The 14,864-nt window shown below is 71.4% G+C and carries 15 protein-coding genes and 1 riboswitch; of the genes, 12 read left to right on the plus strand and 3 right to left on the minus strand.

Annotated features, from left to right (window positions below):
• Positions 1–67: 67 nt before the first annotated feature.
• Entirely contained in the window at positions 68–1,534 is a 1,467-nt protein-coding gene (locus E1202_RS12680) for an AAA-type ATPase lid domain-containing protein (protein WP_132683173.1), read from the minus strand.
• Between the two features lie 177 nt (positions 1,535–1,711).
• Here E1202_RS12680 and E1202_RS12685 point away from each other — a divergent pair, with 177 nt between their 5' ends.
• From E1202_RS12685 to E1202_RS12705, 5 genes are all read left to right on the plus strand, one after another.
• Entirely contained in the window at positions 1,712–2,710 is a 999-nt protein-coding gene (locus E1202_RS12685) for an amidohydrolase family protein (protein WP_132683175.1), read from the plus strand.
• Position 2,711: 1 nt separating this feature from the next.
• Positions 2,712–3,446 (plus strand): metal-sulfur cluster assembly factor, encoded by a 735-nt coding sequence (locus E1202_RS12690; RefSeq protein ID WP_132683176.1) that lies wholly within the window; start codon positions 2,712–2,714, stop codon positions 3,444–3,446.
• Complete coding sequence (locus E1202_RS12695; RefSeq protein WP_132683177.1) at positions 3,443–4,468, plus strand: NAD(P)-dependent alcohol dehydrogenase; 1,026 nt, start codon at positions 3,443–3,445, stop codon at positions 4,466–4,468. Before E1202_RS12690 ends, E1202_RS12695 begins: the two co-directional genes overlap by 4 nt.
• Positions 4,469–4,484: 16 nt before the next feature.
• Complete coding sequence (locus E1202_RS12700; RefSeq protein ID WP_132683179.1) at positions 4,485–4,808, plus strand: putative quinol monooxygenase; 324 nt, start codon at positions 4,485–4,487, stop codon at positions 4,806–4,808.
• Positions 4,809–4,886: 78 nt separating this feature from the next.
• Positions 4,887–6,077 (plus strand): MFS transporter, encoded by a 1,191-nt coding sequence (locus tag E1202_RS12705; protein ID WP_132683180.1) that lies wholly within the window; start codon positions 4,887–4,889, stop codon positions 6,075–6,077.
• Here the strand turns inward: E1202_RS12705 and E1202_RS32155 are convergent.
• Positions 6,061–6,429 carry a pyridoxamine 5'-phosphate oxidase family protein gene (locus tag E1202_RS32155; protein ID WP_235878176.1) on the minus strand — a complete coding sequence of 123 codons (369 nt, stop codon included), beginning with the start codon at positions 6,427–6,429 and terminating at the stop codon, positions 6,061–6,063. The two genes, E1202_RS12705 and E1202_RS32155, sit on opposite strands and share 17 nt — an antisense overlap.
• A gap of 50 nt (positions 6,430–6,479) precedes the next feature.
• On the opposite strand from E1202_RS32155, the gene E1202_RS32160 reads away from it, so the two are divergent.
• Entirely contained in the window at positions 6,480–6,659 is a 180-nt protein-coding gene (locus E1202_RS32160; protein WP_235878178.1) for a hypothetical protein, read from the plus strand.
• A 24-nt stretch (positions 6,660–6,683) separates the two neighbouring features.
• On the opposite strand, the gene E1202_RS12715 is transcribed toward E1202_RS32160, so the two are convergent.
• Positions 6,684–7,682 carry an iron-siderophore ABC transporter substrate-binding protein gene (locus E1202_RS12715; RefSeq protein ID WP_132683181.1) on the minus strand — a complete coding sequence of 333 codons (999 nt, stop codon included), beginning with the start codon at positions 7,680–7,682 and terminating at the stop codon, positions 6,684–6,686.
• A gap of 220 nt (positions 7,683–7,902) precedes the next feature.
• On the opposite strand from E1202_RS12715, the gene E1202_RS12720 reads away from it, so the two are divergent.
• The 6 genes from E1202_RS12720 to E1202_RS12745 form a co-directional block, all read left to right on the plus strand.
• A complete protein-coding gene (locus tag E1202_RS12720; RefSeq protein WP_132683201.1) occupies positions 7,903–8,673 on the plus strand; it encodes an SDR family NAD(P)-dependent oxidoreductase in 771 nt (256 codons plus the stop codon).
• A 152-nt stretch (positions 8,674–8,825) separates the two neighbouring features.
• Positions 8,826–9,007: riboswitch (cobalamin riboswitch) on the plus strand.
• 65 nt (positions 9,008–9,072) lie between these two features.
• Positions 9,073–10,062 carry an ABC transporter substrate-binding protein gene (locus E1202_RS12725; RefSeq protein ID WP_235878180.1) on the plus strand — a complete coding sequence of 330 codons (990 nt, stop codon included), beginning with the start codon at positions 9,073–9,075 and terminating at the stop codon, positions 10,060–10,062.
• Entirely contained in the window at positions 10,059–11,081 is a 1,023-nt protein-coding gene (locus E1202_RS12730; RefSeq protein ID WP_235878183.1) for a FecCD family ABC transporter permease, read from the plus strand. The genes E1202_RS12725 and E1202_RS12730 overlap by 4 nt, the downstream gene beginning before the upstream one ends.
• 77 nt (positions 11,082–11,158) lie before the next feature.
• A complete protein-coding gene (locus tag E1202_RS12735; RefSeq protein WP_132683183.1) occupies positions 11,159–12,163 on the plus strand; it encodes a Gfo/Idh/MocA family protein in 1,005 nt (334 codons plus the stop codon).
• A 52-nt stretch (positions 12,164–12,215) separates the two neighbouring features.
• Positions 12,216–13,418, plus strand: a complete 1,203-nt coding sequence (locus tag E1202_RS12740) for a cytochrome P450 (RefSeq protein WP_235878193.1) — start codon at positions 12,216–12,218, stop codon at positions 13,416–13,418.
• Positions 13,412–14,864 (plus strand): Vgb family protein (locus E1202_RS12745; protein ID WP_132683185.1); only part of this gene is annotated, 1,453 nt, incomplete at its 3' end. The genes E1202_RS12740 and E1202_RS12745, both read left to right, overlap by 7 nt.

Raw genomic sequence — 14,864 nt, forward strand, 5'->3', positions numbered from 1 at the left:
GGCGATCCTCGTCTGAACCGACCCGGGGAATCGGACTTCGACCGCCGGACACCCGGGGTTCCTCGGTTCAGGCTCGGGGCGCTCGGCCTGGGACCGTGATGCGGTACTGGGCCATCTTCCGGTAGATCGTGGCCCGGCTGACGCCGAGCTCGCGGGCCGCCTCGCCGACGGTGGTGCCCGGCTCGGTGAGACAGCGGATGATCTCGTCGCGCTCCACCGCTTCGAGCCTGGTCAGCGGCCTTCCCGGGCCGGTGAAGACCTCCGGCGGCAGGTGGTTGAGGTCGATCAGGTCGGCACGACCGGCGGCCTCGCGGACGACCTGGCGCAGCTGGCGGACGTTCTCCGGCCAGTCGTAGGCGTTGAGGGTCCGGGCCGCCGAGGCCGTGAAGTCCACCTCGCGCCGCCGCTGCTGACGCGCGAAGTGCCTGGCCAGGGGCTGGATGTCGTCGGGCCGGAACCGCAGCGCGGGCACCTCGACGACGGTGTCGACCAGTCGCCGCAGCTCCTCGGGCATGGCCTCGGCCGATTCGGCGGTGAGCACGTAGGGCTGCATGCCGCCGACGGCGCGCACCTGTCCCAACCGCTCGGCGAGCTCGCTGATCACCCAGGCGGGCAGCCGGTCGACGCCGGAGATGATCACGCAGGTGCTGTCCTTGCCGAGCTCCGGCGTCCACAGCTCCAGCCACGCCTCGACGTCGTCGGGAGCGGGCGGTCGCACGCTGAGCACCCGTTCGCGGCGCAGTTCCCGGCGGGCCAGCGAAGCCAGCGCGGTCTTGCCGGTTCCGGGTTCGCCGACCACCGCGACCGCGCGGCCGTTGCGGAAGGCCGAGCGCGCCTCGGCGAAGACGTTGCGCCACCCGGGCGTGAGCACCGAGGCCTCCGGCGCGCGCATCCGGTCGGCGTAGACGCGGAAGACCTCGCCGCGCGGCATGGGGTGCGCGCTGCGCCCGGCACCCCGGGCCAGCATCAGCGCCGTGGTGTTGCCGGCGGCCGACTGGGCGAGCGCGAGCAGCAGTTCGGAGGCCGAGTCCGACCAGGTCGTGAGGTTGACGCTGCCCGCGACGCCGCCGCTGACCGGGTCCAGCACGGGGGCCGCTGCGCAGGTGTAGCCGCGCAGTCCCGCGCAGAAGTGCTCCTCGGCCCGCACCAGGGACGGGGCGCGGTCGGCCAGCGCCAGGCCGAGCCCGTTGGTGCCCGCGTTCTCCTCGGCGAAGTAGAAGCCCGGCGCCAGGTGCACACGGTCCAGCGAGCGGTTGATCGTCCCGTCCTCGCAGATCCGGCTGAGCACCAGCCCCTCCGGGTCGGTGATCATCATGCTGACCGGTTCGTTGGCCAGGGTGGCCTGCAGTCCGCGCAGCACAGCGGTGCCGCACTCGTAGAGCAGCGAGCCGGTGTCGACCGAGCCGGTGAACACCGGGCGCATCTCCTCCGCGCTGATCCCGTAGCGCTCGCTGCGCCGCCAGGACGCCCGCAGCCGGGGTGTGACGGTGGCCGGGCAGGCGGCGGGGTCGGGCGCACTCCGGTGCAGGTGCATCTCGAACCTCCAAGGGACGCGTCGTTGCGCCGGTGCGATCAGGGTAAGCGCAGGATGCGGCTTCCATCACCGATCGCGCTGTCTCAAAGTGAGACACGCGGACGCCCCCTGGGGGCTCCTGGCGCTCTTACCGTTCCCTCCCGACGTGCCACGGCTGCCACGTAGCGGAGGATGCAGATGTACAGCAAGGACGGCGAGAACTACTTCATCGTTGACGCACACGTCGCGCTCTGGGACGCGCGTACCGACAACCAGCGCAACATCCACGGCAAGCAGTTCATCGACTGCTTCTACGACTACCACCGCAACCTCAGCCCCGAATCCGAGGTCTGGCCCTACGAGGACTTCCTCTACCAGGGCGGCGAGCGCCTCATGCGGGACCTGTTCACCGACGGCCACGTCGACCACGCGATCTTCCAGCCCGCGCTGCTGAGCGCCTTCTACGGCAACGGTTTCGGGCAGACGGAGGAGGCTTTCGCGCTGGCGCAGCAGCATCCGGACAAGCTGACCTACAACCACTGCTGGGACCCGCGCTTCGAGCAGGCGGGACTGGACCAGCTGCGCCGCGACGCCGAGCGCTTCGACCTCAAGGGCGTGAAGCTCTACACCGCCGAGTGGCAGGGCGATTCGCGCGGCTACAAGCTCGACGACCCGTGGACCTACAAGTACCTGGAGGCCTGCCAGGAGCTGGGCGTCCGCAACATCCACATCCACAAGGGCCCGACGATCCGGCCGCTGGACCGCGACGCCTTCGACGTCGCCGACGTGGACAAGGTCGCCACCGACTTCACCGACCTGAACTTCGTGGTGGAGCACTGCGGGCTCCCGCGCCTGGAGGACTTCTGCTGGATCGCCACGCAGGAGCCCAACGTGCACGCGGGCCTGGCCGTGGCCATGCCGTTCATCCACTCCCGGCCGCGCTACTTCGCGCAGATCATCGGCGAGTTGCTGTACTGGCTGGACGAGGACCGCATCCAGTTCTCCAGCGACTACGCGATCTGGACGCCGAAGTGGCTGATCGAGCGGTTCGTGGACTTCCAGATCCCGGTGGACATGACCGAGTACGCCCCGCTGACCACGGATCAGAAGCGCAAGATCCTGGGCCTCAACGCCGCCCGCATGTACGGCATCGAAGTCCCGGCGGGGCTGGACGTGGCCGAGAAGGCGGGTGTGTGAGATGGCCGCCGGACTGGAGAGGGCGGCGTGGGAGGCGCTGGACCAGGTCATCGACCCGGAACTGGACGAGCCGATCACTGACCTGGGGTTCGTGCGGTCGCTGCGGGTCGACGACTCCGGTGAGGTCGAGGCGCACCTGCGGTTGCCGACGTCGTTCTGCGCACCGAACTTCGCCTACCTGATGGCCTCCGACGCCAAGGACGTGCTGCGCGCGCTCCCGGGCGTGACCGGGGTGCTGGTGGAGCTCGACGACCACCACGACTCGGAGCTGATCAACACGGGGCTGGCGGCCGACGCCGGCTACCGCGACACGTTCCCGGGCGAGGCCGAGCAGGACCTGGAGGAGTTGCGCGCGACGTTCCGCCGCAAGGCGCACGCGGCGGCCATGGAGCGCGTGCTGACCAGGCTGCTCAAGGACCGGCCGGAGCTCGCCGAAGCCGACCTGCACGCGATCACCGTCGCAGACCTGGCGGACGAGCCGGCGACGCGCTCGCTGCTGAACCGGCGCGCGGCCGTGGGTTTCGACAACTCCGCGTCCGCGCTGGTGCTGGTCGACGACGAGGGCCGGCCGTGCACGCCGGAGCAGGTGCCGTTCCGGCTGCGCTTCGCCCGCGCGACGCGCATCTCGGTGGAGGGCAACTCGCACTTCTGCCGCGGGCTGCTGCGCACCCGCTACCCGGACTCCGCGGCCGACCAGGCGCCGCGGGCCATGACGTCGGAAGGACGAGGACGATGAGAGCAGTTCAGGTGGTCGGCTACCACGAGCCGATGCGGTTGACCGAGGTCCCGGTGCCGGAGGCGTCCGGGCCGCATGACGTGGTGGTCAAGATCGGCGGTGCGGGCGTGTGCCGGACCGACATCCACATCCTCGAAGGCCAGTGGGCCGAGAAGTCCGGTGTTGCCCTGCCTTACACGATCGGGCACGAGAACGCGGGCTGGGTGCACGCGGTCGGCAGCGCGGTCACCAACGTCTCCGAAGGCGACAAGGTGATCGTGCACCCGCTGGCGACCTGCGGGTTGTGCCGGGCCTGCCGGTTCGGCGACGACGTGCACTGCGAGCAGTCGCTGTTCCCGGGCATCGACACCGCGGGCGGCTACGCCGACTACCTCAAGACCTCGGCGCGCAGCGTGGTGCGCATCGACGACTCGCTGGAGCCCTCGGACGTGGCGGCGCTGGCCGATGCCGGGCTGACCGCCTACCACGCGGCGGCGAAGGCGGCCCGCAGGCTGCGCCCCGGTGACAAGTGCGTGGTGATCGGCGCAGGCGGGCTCGGCCACATCGGCATCCAGGTGCTCAAGGCGATCTCGGCGGCCGAGCTGGTGGTGCTCGACCGCAACCCGGACGCGGTGGAGCTGGCGACCGGCATCGGCGCCGATCACGGCGTGGTGGCCGACGGCACGCACGTCGAGCAGGTCCAGGAGCTCACCGGCGGGCACGGCGCGGAGGCGGTCATCGACTTCGTGGGCGAGGGCGGTGCGACCTCCGAGGGGGTGCGGATGCTGCGCCGCGCCGGTGACTACCACGTGGTCGGCTACGGCGAGAACATCGACGTGCCGACGATCGACATCATCTCCACGGAGATCAACTTCATCGGGAACCTGGTCGGTTCGTACAACGACCTGTGCGAGCTCATGGTCCTGGCCGCCCAGGACAAGGTCCGCCTGCACACCAGCAAGTACCCGCTGGAGCGCTTCCAGGACGCCCTCGACGACCTCGACGCCGGTCGCATCCGCGGTCGCGCGATCCTCACCCCCTGACCCGGAGGCGACGACGATGATCTTCATCACCGCGAAGTGGCGGATCAAGCCGGAGCACGCGGACAGCTGGCCGGAGATCTCCCGGTCCTTCACCGAGGACACCCGCGCCGAGCCGGGGTGCCTGTGGTTCGACTGGTCCCGCAGCCTGGAGGACGACACCGAGTACGTGCTGGTGGAGGCGTTCCGCGACGGCGAGGCCGGTTCGGCCCACGTCACGTCGCAGCACTTCCACGACGCCCGCGCGCAGCTCCCGCCCTACCTGGCGGAGACCCCGCGCATCATCAACGCCGAGCTCGACCAGACCGGCTGGTCGGAGCTGGGCGAGATGTCCGTGGACTGACGGACCGGAGGGGGTGCGCCCCTGCGCACCCCCTCGACGCCGAATCGTTGCCTTCGCTAATGGTCTACCGTTCGGATCATGACCGCTCCGCCGATCACGCGCGCGCCGAACCGCTGGCTGATGCTGGCGATCTCGATGTTCGCGCAGCTGGCAGCGACGGTGTTCACCAACGCCGCCCCCGCGCTGATCCCGAACCTGCACTTCGAGCGCGGGCTGTCGTTGTCCCAAGCGGGCCTGATCGCGGCGGCACCGCTGGCCGGAACCATGTGCACGCTGATCATCTGGGGGGCGATCGTCGACCGCATCGGCGAGCGCGTGTCGCTGCTGATCGGGTTGAGCATGCTCGCCATCAGCGCCGTCGCGGCGGCGCTGGCCGACTCGCTGGTGCTGCTGGCGGTGCTGCTCTTCTTGGGCGGCGCGGCAGGAGCCAGCTCGAACTCGGCCAGCGGCCGGGTCGTCTCGGGCTGGTTCCCGCCGCAGCGCCGGGGAATGGCGATGGGCATCCGGCAGACCGCGCAACCGCTCGGAGTGGGCCTGACCGCGGTGCTGGTGCCCAACCTCGTCGAGGCGAGCGGACTCGCGGTGACCATGCTGACCGTGGCAGCGGTGTGCGCGTTGGCGGCGGCGCTGGTGGCGTTGGTGATCGTGGACCCGCCGCGGCCGTCGATGGCCGAGTCACGGCGCTCCGGCCACGGCGCGAACCCCTACCGCGGGGACCGGAGGCTGCTGCGCATCCACGGCGTCTCGATCGCGCTCACCGTGCCGCAGCAGACCGTCTGGACCTACATGCTGGTCTGGCTGATCGCGACCCAGCACTGGACCACCGCCGCCGCCAGCGCCCTGGTCGGCACGACGCAGCTGCTCAGCGCCCTGAGCCGGGTCGGGGCGGGGATCTGGTCGGACCGGATCGGCAGCCGGGTGCGCCCGATCCGCTACTTCGCCTTCGGTTCGGCGATCGCGATGGGCGGGCTGGCGGCGTTCTCCGGCACTCCCCTGGCGCTGGCCTTCATGATCGTCGCCTCGGTCATCGCGGTGGCCCACAACGGCCTGGCGTTCACCGCCGTGGCCGAGATCGCGGGCCCGCACTGGAGCGGGCGGGCCATGGGAGCGCAGAACACCGGTCAGTCGCTCACGGCCACCGCGGTCCCGCCCGTGATGGGAGCCCTCATCGCGGTGGCCGGCTACCCGATCGCCTTCGCCGTGGCCGGGTGCTTCGCCCTGCTGGCGGTCCCGGTGGTTCCCGCTCGCGGTGTCACGCCCGAAGCTTGAGCGCCTGCTGGGATTCGAAGAGCGCCATCACGCCGGGCTGCTCGTCGTCCGGCCAGGTGCCGGGTCGCCAGACACCGGATTTGAGCAGCGCCCGGCCGCAGTGCACGAACAGCTCCCCGACCTCGACCACCACCGCCAGCGCCGGGGGCACTCCGTTGAGCGCGAGGTCGGCCATGAACGGCGCAGACCGCACGATGGTGGCGGTGCCGTTGACCCGCAGCACGTGGTTGGCGCCGGGGATCAGGAACAGCATCCCCACCTGCGGGTTCCGCAGCAGGTTGTGCAACCCGTCCATGCGCCGGTTGCCGGGCCGTTCGGCGTAGGCCAGCGTCTTGCCGTCGTCGAAGACCACGACGCTGCGGGCCGCGCGGCGAGACGTCGATCCTCGCGTCCTCGCCCGCGGTGGCCACGAAGAACAACCGCGACCGCTCGATGAACCGGCGGCTGACGCCGTCGATCCCGGAGACCACCTTCTCGGCGATCTCCGGGTGCGGCGGTGCGACGACCTCGCGGAGTTGTGCTGCGGAGGTGACCTGCTCGGCCTCACTCGGGTCCCACGAGGGCACGGAATCGTTCTCCTGATCAGTGGTGCGCGTCGGCGCGGGCTCAGCCCGCCTGGGCCTCCGCGATCAACGGCACGACCTCGTCCACCGCGTAGGACATGCCCGCGGCGGTGCCCGCCGAGAACGCCTGCACGGCCTGGTCGTCGTGCAGCACGACGGCGCGGTGCTCGCGGACCGACTGCAGCGACTGGAACATCTGGTCCTCGTCGACCTCCGCGGCGGACAGGCCGATCGGGAACATCACGGTCAGATCGGCGTTGAACAGGTCCATGCGCTCGGGCGAGACGCTGACGAAGAAGTTGTCCCCGGCCATCGCCTGCACGGCCGGCGACTGGCGGAATCCCAGCCGTTCCATGAACTCCAGGCGCGAACCGCCGTTGACGTAGGCGCCGTAGGAGCCGACCATCTTCGCGCCGACGGCCACGGTCTTGCCCGCGAACTGCGGGTGCGCGGCGGCGGCCTGCTGGAACTTCGCCTCCAGGTCGGCCTTCTGCTGCGCGGCTTCGGCGGACTTGCCCAGCGCCTTGCCGACCATGTCCAGCTGCTGGTCCCAGGTGGTCAGGTAGCTCTCGCCGCCCGGCGGGATGCTCACCACCGGAACGCCGAGCCGGTTGAGCAGGTTGTAGCGCTCCTTGTCGCCGCTGGCGCGGGTGTCGAGGACCAGGTCGGGCTGGAGCGCCGCGACGGCCTCCATGTCGACCTCCATGGTGCCGAGCATCTTCGGCGGCGTGGCGTAGCGCTTGTCGGCGGGGATCCACGGCGGGACGCCGTCGCCGCCCACCGGCAGCCAGTCGGCGGCGCCGACGGGCTGCACCCCGAGGCTCAGCGCGGTTTCGGCGTCGCCCCAGCCCAGCGCGACGACCCGCTGGGGACGCTCCGGAACGGTGACGTCACCGAACGCGGTCTCGATGGTGACCGGGAACTGGCCGTCCGCCGATCCGGCGGCAGGCGCGTCGTTCTCGGGACCGGCCGCGCCGCAGCCGGCCAGGGCGATTCCCAGCAGGACTGCCATGATCAGCCCCAGGGTCCGCATCCAGCGCATTTCCACACCTCGCAGTGAGTTAAGTGCGCCTAACCTAACTAACGCTCCGTGTGGAGTCCAGCCCGAGATCTACCCGCTGTGACCGACGTTCGTCACATTCGTCCACACCGGACGATCGACTGCTCACCCTCGGTTCATGAGCAACTTCCGGCCCGGTCGTGCGTTGAGCCTCACGAAGGCCCGGTCGGGGCGTTCGAGGGTGCGGAAGGACGCGATCGCGATGGACAGGCTCAACGGCAAGCGCGTGCTCGTGACAGGTGGAGCGTCGGGGATCGGGCAGGCCAGCGTGCTGCGCCTGCTCGACGAGGGGGCCAGGGTGCTGACCACCGACATCGACGAGGCCGGACTGAAGGAGACCTCGCGGCGCGCGGCCGACGCCGGCACCTGCGACCGACTGGGCACCCTGCCCCTGGACATCTCCCAGGAGGACGCCGTCGACGCGACGGTGCCGGCCGCGGCCGAGCAGCTGGGCGGGTTGGACGTGCTGGTCAACGCGGCGGGAATGCTGCGCAGCGCGCACACGCACGAGTGCTCGCTGGAGCTGTGGAACCGGATCCTCGCGGTCAACCTCACGGGCACCTTCCTGGTCACCCGCGCCGCGTTGCCCGCGCTGCTGGAGGCCGGAGGCGGGGTGGTGATCAACTTCAGCTCGACCTCGGCCAACTTCGCCCACCCGTACATGGCCGCCTACGCCGCGAGCAAGGGCGGCATCCAGTCGTTCACCCACAGCATCGCCCTGGAGTACGCCAAGCAGGGCCTGCGCGCCGTCTCGCTGGTGCCCGGCGCGATTCGCAGCGGCATCACCGAGACCACCGCGGACGGGCTGCCCGCCGACACCGACTGGGACCTGTTCACCAAGCTCTCCCCCGCCCTCGGCAGCGGATTCGCACCGCCGGAGCACGTGGCCGGGGTGGTCGCGATGCTCGCCTCCGACGACGGCGCCTTCATCACCGGCACCGAGATCCGCGTCGACGGCGGCACGCACCAGTAGTCCACAGTGGATCCTTCTTGACCCGGATCTTTCCGGAGCGAACCGGGCCTCCGCACAGCGTCATCACTGGTCACCGGCGATGCCACCCCGCAGCACGCGACGTCGAGGCGATCCGGCGCAACGGCCGCCGGATCGACGTCACCCCGGCCGGTTAGACTCGATCGCGAGCCGGTCGCGCCACGTGTGGCCGATGGGAATCCGGTCGGAAGCCGGAGCTGACGCGCAGCGGTAGGGGTGACGGGCGAGCCCGAGCCACTGGATCGCACTCGATCCGGGAAGGCGGCTCGCCCGGTGGAGCCCGAGCCCGAAGACCTGCCGGCTCCCCGGATCCGCACCCGGCTCCGGGAATCGGCCGACCAGGTCTCGCGCATGGGCCTGGGGTGAGGATTTCCGCACAACGTGTTCTTACGCTGGACGCGCACGGGCTTGATGCTGCTCTGCGCCACCGCACTCGCCGCCTGCAACGCACCCGCGACGGAGTCGGCTCCGCCTCGGGTGTCGCTGCCCAACTGCGACGGGCACGTCTCGGTGTCCGAACCACCGCGCCGCGCCGTGAGCCTCAACCAGTCGACCACCGAGATCATGCTGGCGCTGGGCCTGGCGGACCGGATGGTGGGCACCGCGACCTGGACCGATCCGGTCGATCCGGCGCTGGCCGCCGAGAACGCCCGGGTACCGCGGCTTTCCGACAACAACCCGTCGTTCGAATCGGTGCTGGCCGCCGAGCCCGACGTGGTGCTGGGCGCCTACCAGGCGGTGTTCACCGACGAGGGCGTGGCCTCGCGGGAGCGCTTCGCCGAGCTGGGGGTCCCCACCTACCTCTCGCCCTCCAACTGCTTTCCCGAGGAGGCGCCGCTCGCCGAGCCGGTCGAGCTCGACGACATCTACCGGGAGGTGCAGGAGATCGCCACGATCTTCGACGTCCCGCAGCGCGGCGAGGCGCTGGTGGCGCAGCTGCGGCAGCGGGTGGCCGACGCCCAGCGCAAGGCCGTTCCCCACCGGGACACCTCGGTGCTGTTCTGGTTCGCCCGCACCGAATCCCCTTACGTGGCGGGCTCGACCGGCGCGCCGGCGATCATGACCCGCACCCTCGGGGTGCGCAACGCCTACGACGACGTGCGCTCGATGTGGCCGCAGGTGTCGTGGGAGGACGTGCTCGCCCGCGACCCCGACCTGCTGGTGCTCGGCGACCTCACCCGCGACGGCGAAGGCGATTCCCTCGCCGCCAAGCAGGAATTCCTGCGCACCGACCCCGCGATGTCACGGCTGCCCGCCGTGGGCGAGGGCCGGTGGATGAGCATGACCGGCACCGAGATGAACATCAGCATGCGCACGATCACCGGCATCGAGCGGCTCGCCGACAGGTTGGCCGAGCTGGAGCGGCGGTGAGGACCGGACGCCTGCCCTCCTCGCTGATCGTGCTGGCCGGGATTCCGCTGCTGCTGCTGTCGATCGCCGTGGCGGTCACGCTCGGCCCGGCTCCCCTGTCGGTGACCGACGTGGCCGGGGTGGTGGGCGCGCGGCTGGGCCTGGGCGACACCGACGTGTCGCGGATCGGGCAGGGCATCGTCTGGCAGCTGCGGCTGCCGCGCGCGGTGCTCGCGGCGATCTGCGGCGCCGGGCTCGGGGTGTGCGGCGCGGTGTTGCAGTCGCTGCTGCGCAACCCGCTCGCCGACCCTTTCCTGCTGGGCGTGTCGGCGGGCGCCTCGACCGGCGCGGTGCTGGTGGTGATCCTCGGGCTGGGCGCGGGCGCGATCGGGTTGACCGCGGGTGCCTTCGCCGGTGCGCTGGTCGCGTTCGCGCTGGTGATGACCTTGGGCGCGGTGGCCGGTGGCACCACGACGCACCTGGTGCTCGCCGGTGTCGCCGGGACGCAGCTGTTCTCGGCCCTGACCTCGTTCGTCGTGATCACCTCGGCGGACGCCGAGCAGACCCGGGGCGTGCTGTTCTGGCTGCTCGGTTCGCTCTCGGGCGCCCGCTGGAACGACGTGGCGGTCTCGGGCGCGGTGTGCGCGGTCTGCCTTCTGCTGTGCCTGTCGCGGGCCGGGGCGCTGGACGCCTTCGCGCTGGGGCACGACACGGCCGCGGCGCTGGGCGTGCACGTCACGCGACTGCGGGTCGTGCTGCTGGTGGCCACCGCGCTGCTGACCGCCACGCTCGTCGCGGCGGCCGGGGCGATCGGGTTCGTCGGCCTGGTCCTGCCGCAGGCCGCGCGGCTGCTGGTGGGACCGCGGCACCGCGCGCTGCTGCCGGTCACGGCCGTGCTGGGCGCGATCCTGCTGGTGTGGGTGGACGTCCTGGCCACGACCGTCGCCGCCCCGCAGGAGGTTCCGGTGGGCGTCATGACCGCGCTGGTGGGCGTTCCGGCCTTCGCCGCCCTGCTGGCGCGGCGCGGCCGAACCTCCTGAGCGTCCCGCGACGGTTCACCGGAATCCCCTACGCTGCACGCGTTGCGCCGCATCGAGGAGTCTGCGAGGGATCACCGATGAACCAGCCGGTGGCGTGGGGCGTGCTCGGCTGCTCCGGAATCGCCGAACGACGAATGCTGCCCGCGCTCCACGAGATCGGGGGTTCCCGGGTCGCCGGGGCCGCCAGCCGGGCTCCGGCCAGGGCCGAGCGCTTCGCGGCCGAGCACGGCGGGACCGCGATGAGCTACGAGGAGATGATCGACTCCCCCGCGATCGACGCGGTGTACCTGTCGCTGCCGAACTCGCTGCACTTCGAGTGGGCGCAACGCGCGCTGCGCGCGGGCAAGCACGTGCTGTGCGAGAAGCCGATGACGGTTTCGGCCGAGCAGACAGGTGAACTGGTGGCGCTGGCCGCCGAGCGAGGACTGCTGCTGCGGGAGAACTTCGCGTTCCTGCACCACCCGCAGCACGAGGTCGTGCGCGAGCTCGTCGAGCGCGGACGGCTGGGCAGGTTGCGGACCTTCAGCTCGGCCTTCGGCGTTCCCTCGCCGCGCGCCGGGGACATCCGCTACGATCCCGAGCTGGGCGCGGGATGCCTGCTCGACGTCGGGGTGTACCCGATCCGGGCCGCGCAGCTGATGCTCGGCGAAGGGCTGACGGTGGCCGGTGCGACGCTGCGGGTCGACACCGACACCGGCGTGGACATGGCCGGGCACGCGCTCCTGGTGTCGGAGAACGGGGTCTTCGCCGATCTCGAGTTCGGCTTCCAGCACGCCTACCGCTCCCGCTACGCGCTGTGGGGCGATGCGGCGCACCTGAGCCTGGAGCGCGCGTTCACCCCGCCGGCCGAGCACCGCCCGCTGCTGCGGCTGCAGGAGCAGGACCACGCCGAGGAGTTCACGCTCGACGCCTCGCACCAGTTCCGCGATTCGCTGGCCTCCTTCGCCGATGCGGTGCGCGAGGGCCGGACGCCGGAGATCGAGCGGTCCTGGCTGCGCGGAGCGCGGGAGACGGCGCGGCTGGTCGAGGCGATCCAGGAGACCGCGGTGCGGGTCAGGCAGCGGGGCGCGGTCCCGTCCTGAGCTGTTCGGGTACCTTGGTTAAGTCATGCGACTTAACCAAGGGGGAACGCTCGTGCCCGAGGCAACCGAGCCCGCCGTCATCGAGGTCAGCCGCCGCCGGAGCGGATTCGGTCCGGCTCCCGACGTGGAGGCCGTCCGCGACGGCGCCGGAATCGTGCGGGTGCCCACCCCGTTCGGCCCGCCCGCGTGGCTGCTGACCCGCCACGAGGACGTGCGCCGGATGCTCGGCGACACCACCGTTTTCAGCAACGGCTGGACCACCGCCGACCTCGTCGGTGGGGCGACCCGCGATCCGCGCCACCTCTCCGGTGACGGCAGCGGGAACCTGCTGTCGATGGACCCGCCGGAGCACAACCGGCTGCGGCGGATGCTCACCCCGGAGTTCACGGTCCGCCGGATGCGCCGCATGGAGCCGCGCATCACCGAGATCGTCGACGAGCACCTGGACCTGCTGGAACGGCACGGCAGTCCGGCCGATCTGGTGTCGCAGTACGCGCTGCCGATCCCGTCGCTGGTGATCTGCGAGCTGCTGGGCGTGCCGGTCGCCGACCGCGACGAGTTCCAGGAGCGCACCCGCGAGCAGCTCGACCTCACCGTCTCCGACGACGACAAGGTCGAGCTGGGGCGCGCAGCGCAGGCCTACATGACCGACCTGGTCGAGCGGGCCCGCCGCGATCCCGGCGACGACCTCATCGGCATGATGATCCGCGAGCACGACGATGAGCTCACCAACGCCGAGCTCATCGGCGTGGCGAACCTGCTGCTCGTCGCCGGCCACGAGACGACCTCCAACATGCTCGGCCTGGGCACGCTGGCGCTGCTGCGCCACCCCGATCAGCTGGCCGCGGTGCGCGACGATCCCGAGTCGGTCCCGGGCGCGGTCGAGGAGCTGATGCGGTGGCTGAGCGTGGTCAACTCCGGTTCGCCCCGGCTGGCCACGCGGGACGTGGAGCTCGGTGGCGTGACGATCCGGCGCGGCGACCTGGTGTCGTTCAACCTCCCCGCCGCCAACCGCGACCCGGGCCTGGTCGAGGATCCGGAGCGCTTCGACATCGCCCGCCCCGCCGCACCGCACCTCGGGTTCGGGCACGGCATCCACCACTGCCTGGGCGCTCCGCTGGCACGGATGGAGATGCGCATCGCGTTCCCGGCGCTGCTGCGGCGGTTCCCGACCCTGCGGCTCGCGGACGAGGAGGTCGCGTGGGCCGGCGATCACGCCATCTACGGACTGAAGGAGCTCCCGGTCACATGGTGAACACCCGCTTCCCCGGCTTCGGCACGCCGCGAAGCGAGCGCTGGTCGATGCGCAGGCTCAACCGGCCGAGCCCGCTGTGGGGGTCCAACGGCATCACCTTCGGACCCGACAAGCGGCTCTACGTCGCGCAGTTCCTGGCCGGGCAGATCAGCGCCGTCGACGCGACCACGGGCGAGGTCGAGGTCGTCGTTCCCGCCGACGGCCCGGTGCAGGCGCCGGACGACCTGGCCTTCGGCTCCGACGGTTCGATGTACATCGCCGACATCACCCCGCAGCGGGTGTGGCGCCGCTCCCCCAACGGCGAGTTCACGTTGCTGTCGGAGGAGATCCGGGTGCCCAACGGCATCACCTGCGTGGGCGACCGGCTGTTCGTCAACGAGATGCGGCCGGGCGGGCGGGTCGTGGAGCTGCTGCCCGACACCGGCGAGATCGTGGTGCTCGCCGAAGGTCTGGCGATGGGCAACGCGATGCAGCAGGGTCCCGACGGTTCGCTGTACTACCCGCACATGATGACCGGCCAGGTCTGGCGGGTCTCCCCGGACGGCGGCGCCCCGCAGGAGGTCGCCGACGACGTGCACGAACCGGTGGCCGTGCGCTTCGACCACGACGGCGCGCTGGTGGTGCTGTCGCGGGGCCAGGCGGGCATCGTCACCCGCATCGACCCGGACACGGGACGCCGCAGCACCATCGAGACCGGTGTGGCGGGCATGGACAACGCGGCGTTCGACCGGGAGAACCGGATGCTCGTGTCCAGCTACGGCAGCGGTGGCGTGACCCAGGTCGACGCGCTGGGGACCCGCACGGTCGTGGGCCGGGGGCTGCACGGTCCGTTCGGCGTGGCCGCCGACGAGGCGGGCCGGGTCTACGCGGGCGACCACTTCCGGCTCGCTGACGGAGATCTGGTGACCGGGGGCCTGATCCAGCCGATCGCGGGCGGCGCCTGCCACGGCGTCGCCGCAGGTGGCGGGCTGGTGCACATCACCTCGATGCACGGCGACGTGCGGACCTTCGACCCCGCGACCCGCGAGGTCCGGATGCGCGTGAAGGACCTCGCCGAGCCCACCGGCATCGCCATCACCGAGACCGGCCTGCTCGTGGCCGAAACCGGCGCCGGCCGGGTGATCCACATCGACGAAGCCGACGCGGTGACCCCGATCGCCGAGCTCCCGCACCCGGTGGACGTCGCCCTCGACGCCGAAGGCCGCCACTACGCCACGGACGACTCCCTCGGCGCTGTCGTGCGCATCGAGGACGGTTCGGTCGTGACCCTCGCGGACGGGCTGGACCAGCCGCAGGGCATCACGATCCACGAGGACGTGCTCTACGTCGTGGAAGTCGGCACCAAGCGGCTCCTCGCGGTCTCCCCGAGCACCGGGGAAACCCGAACCGAAGCAGAATCCCTCCCGGTCGGCCTGCCTCCGGGAATCCAGCGCGAGGACCCGACTC

It is taken from the genome of Saccharopolyspora karakumensis (assembly GCF_004349225.1).
Taxonomy (GTDB): domain Bacteria; phylum Actinomycetota; class Actinomycetes; order Mycobacteriales; family Pseudonocardiaceae; genus Saccharopolyspora; species Saccharopolyspora endophytica.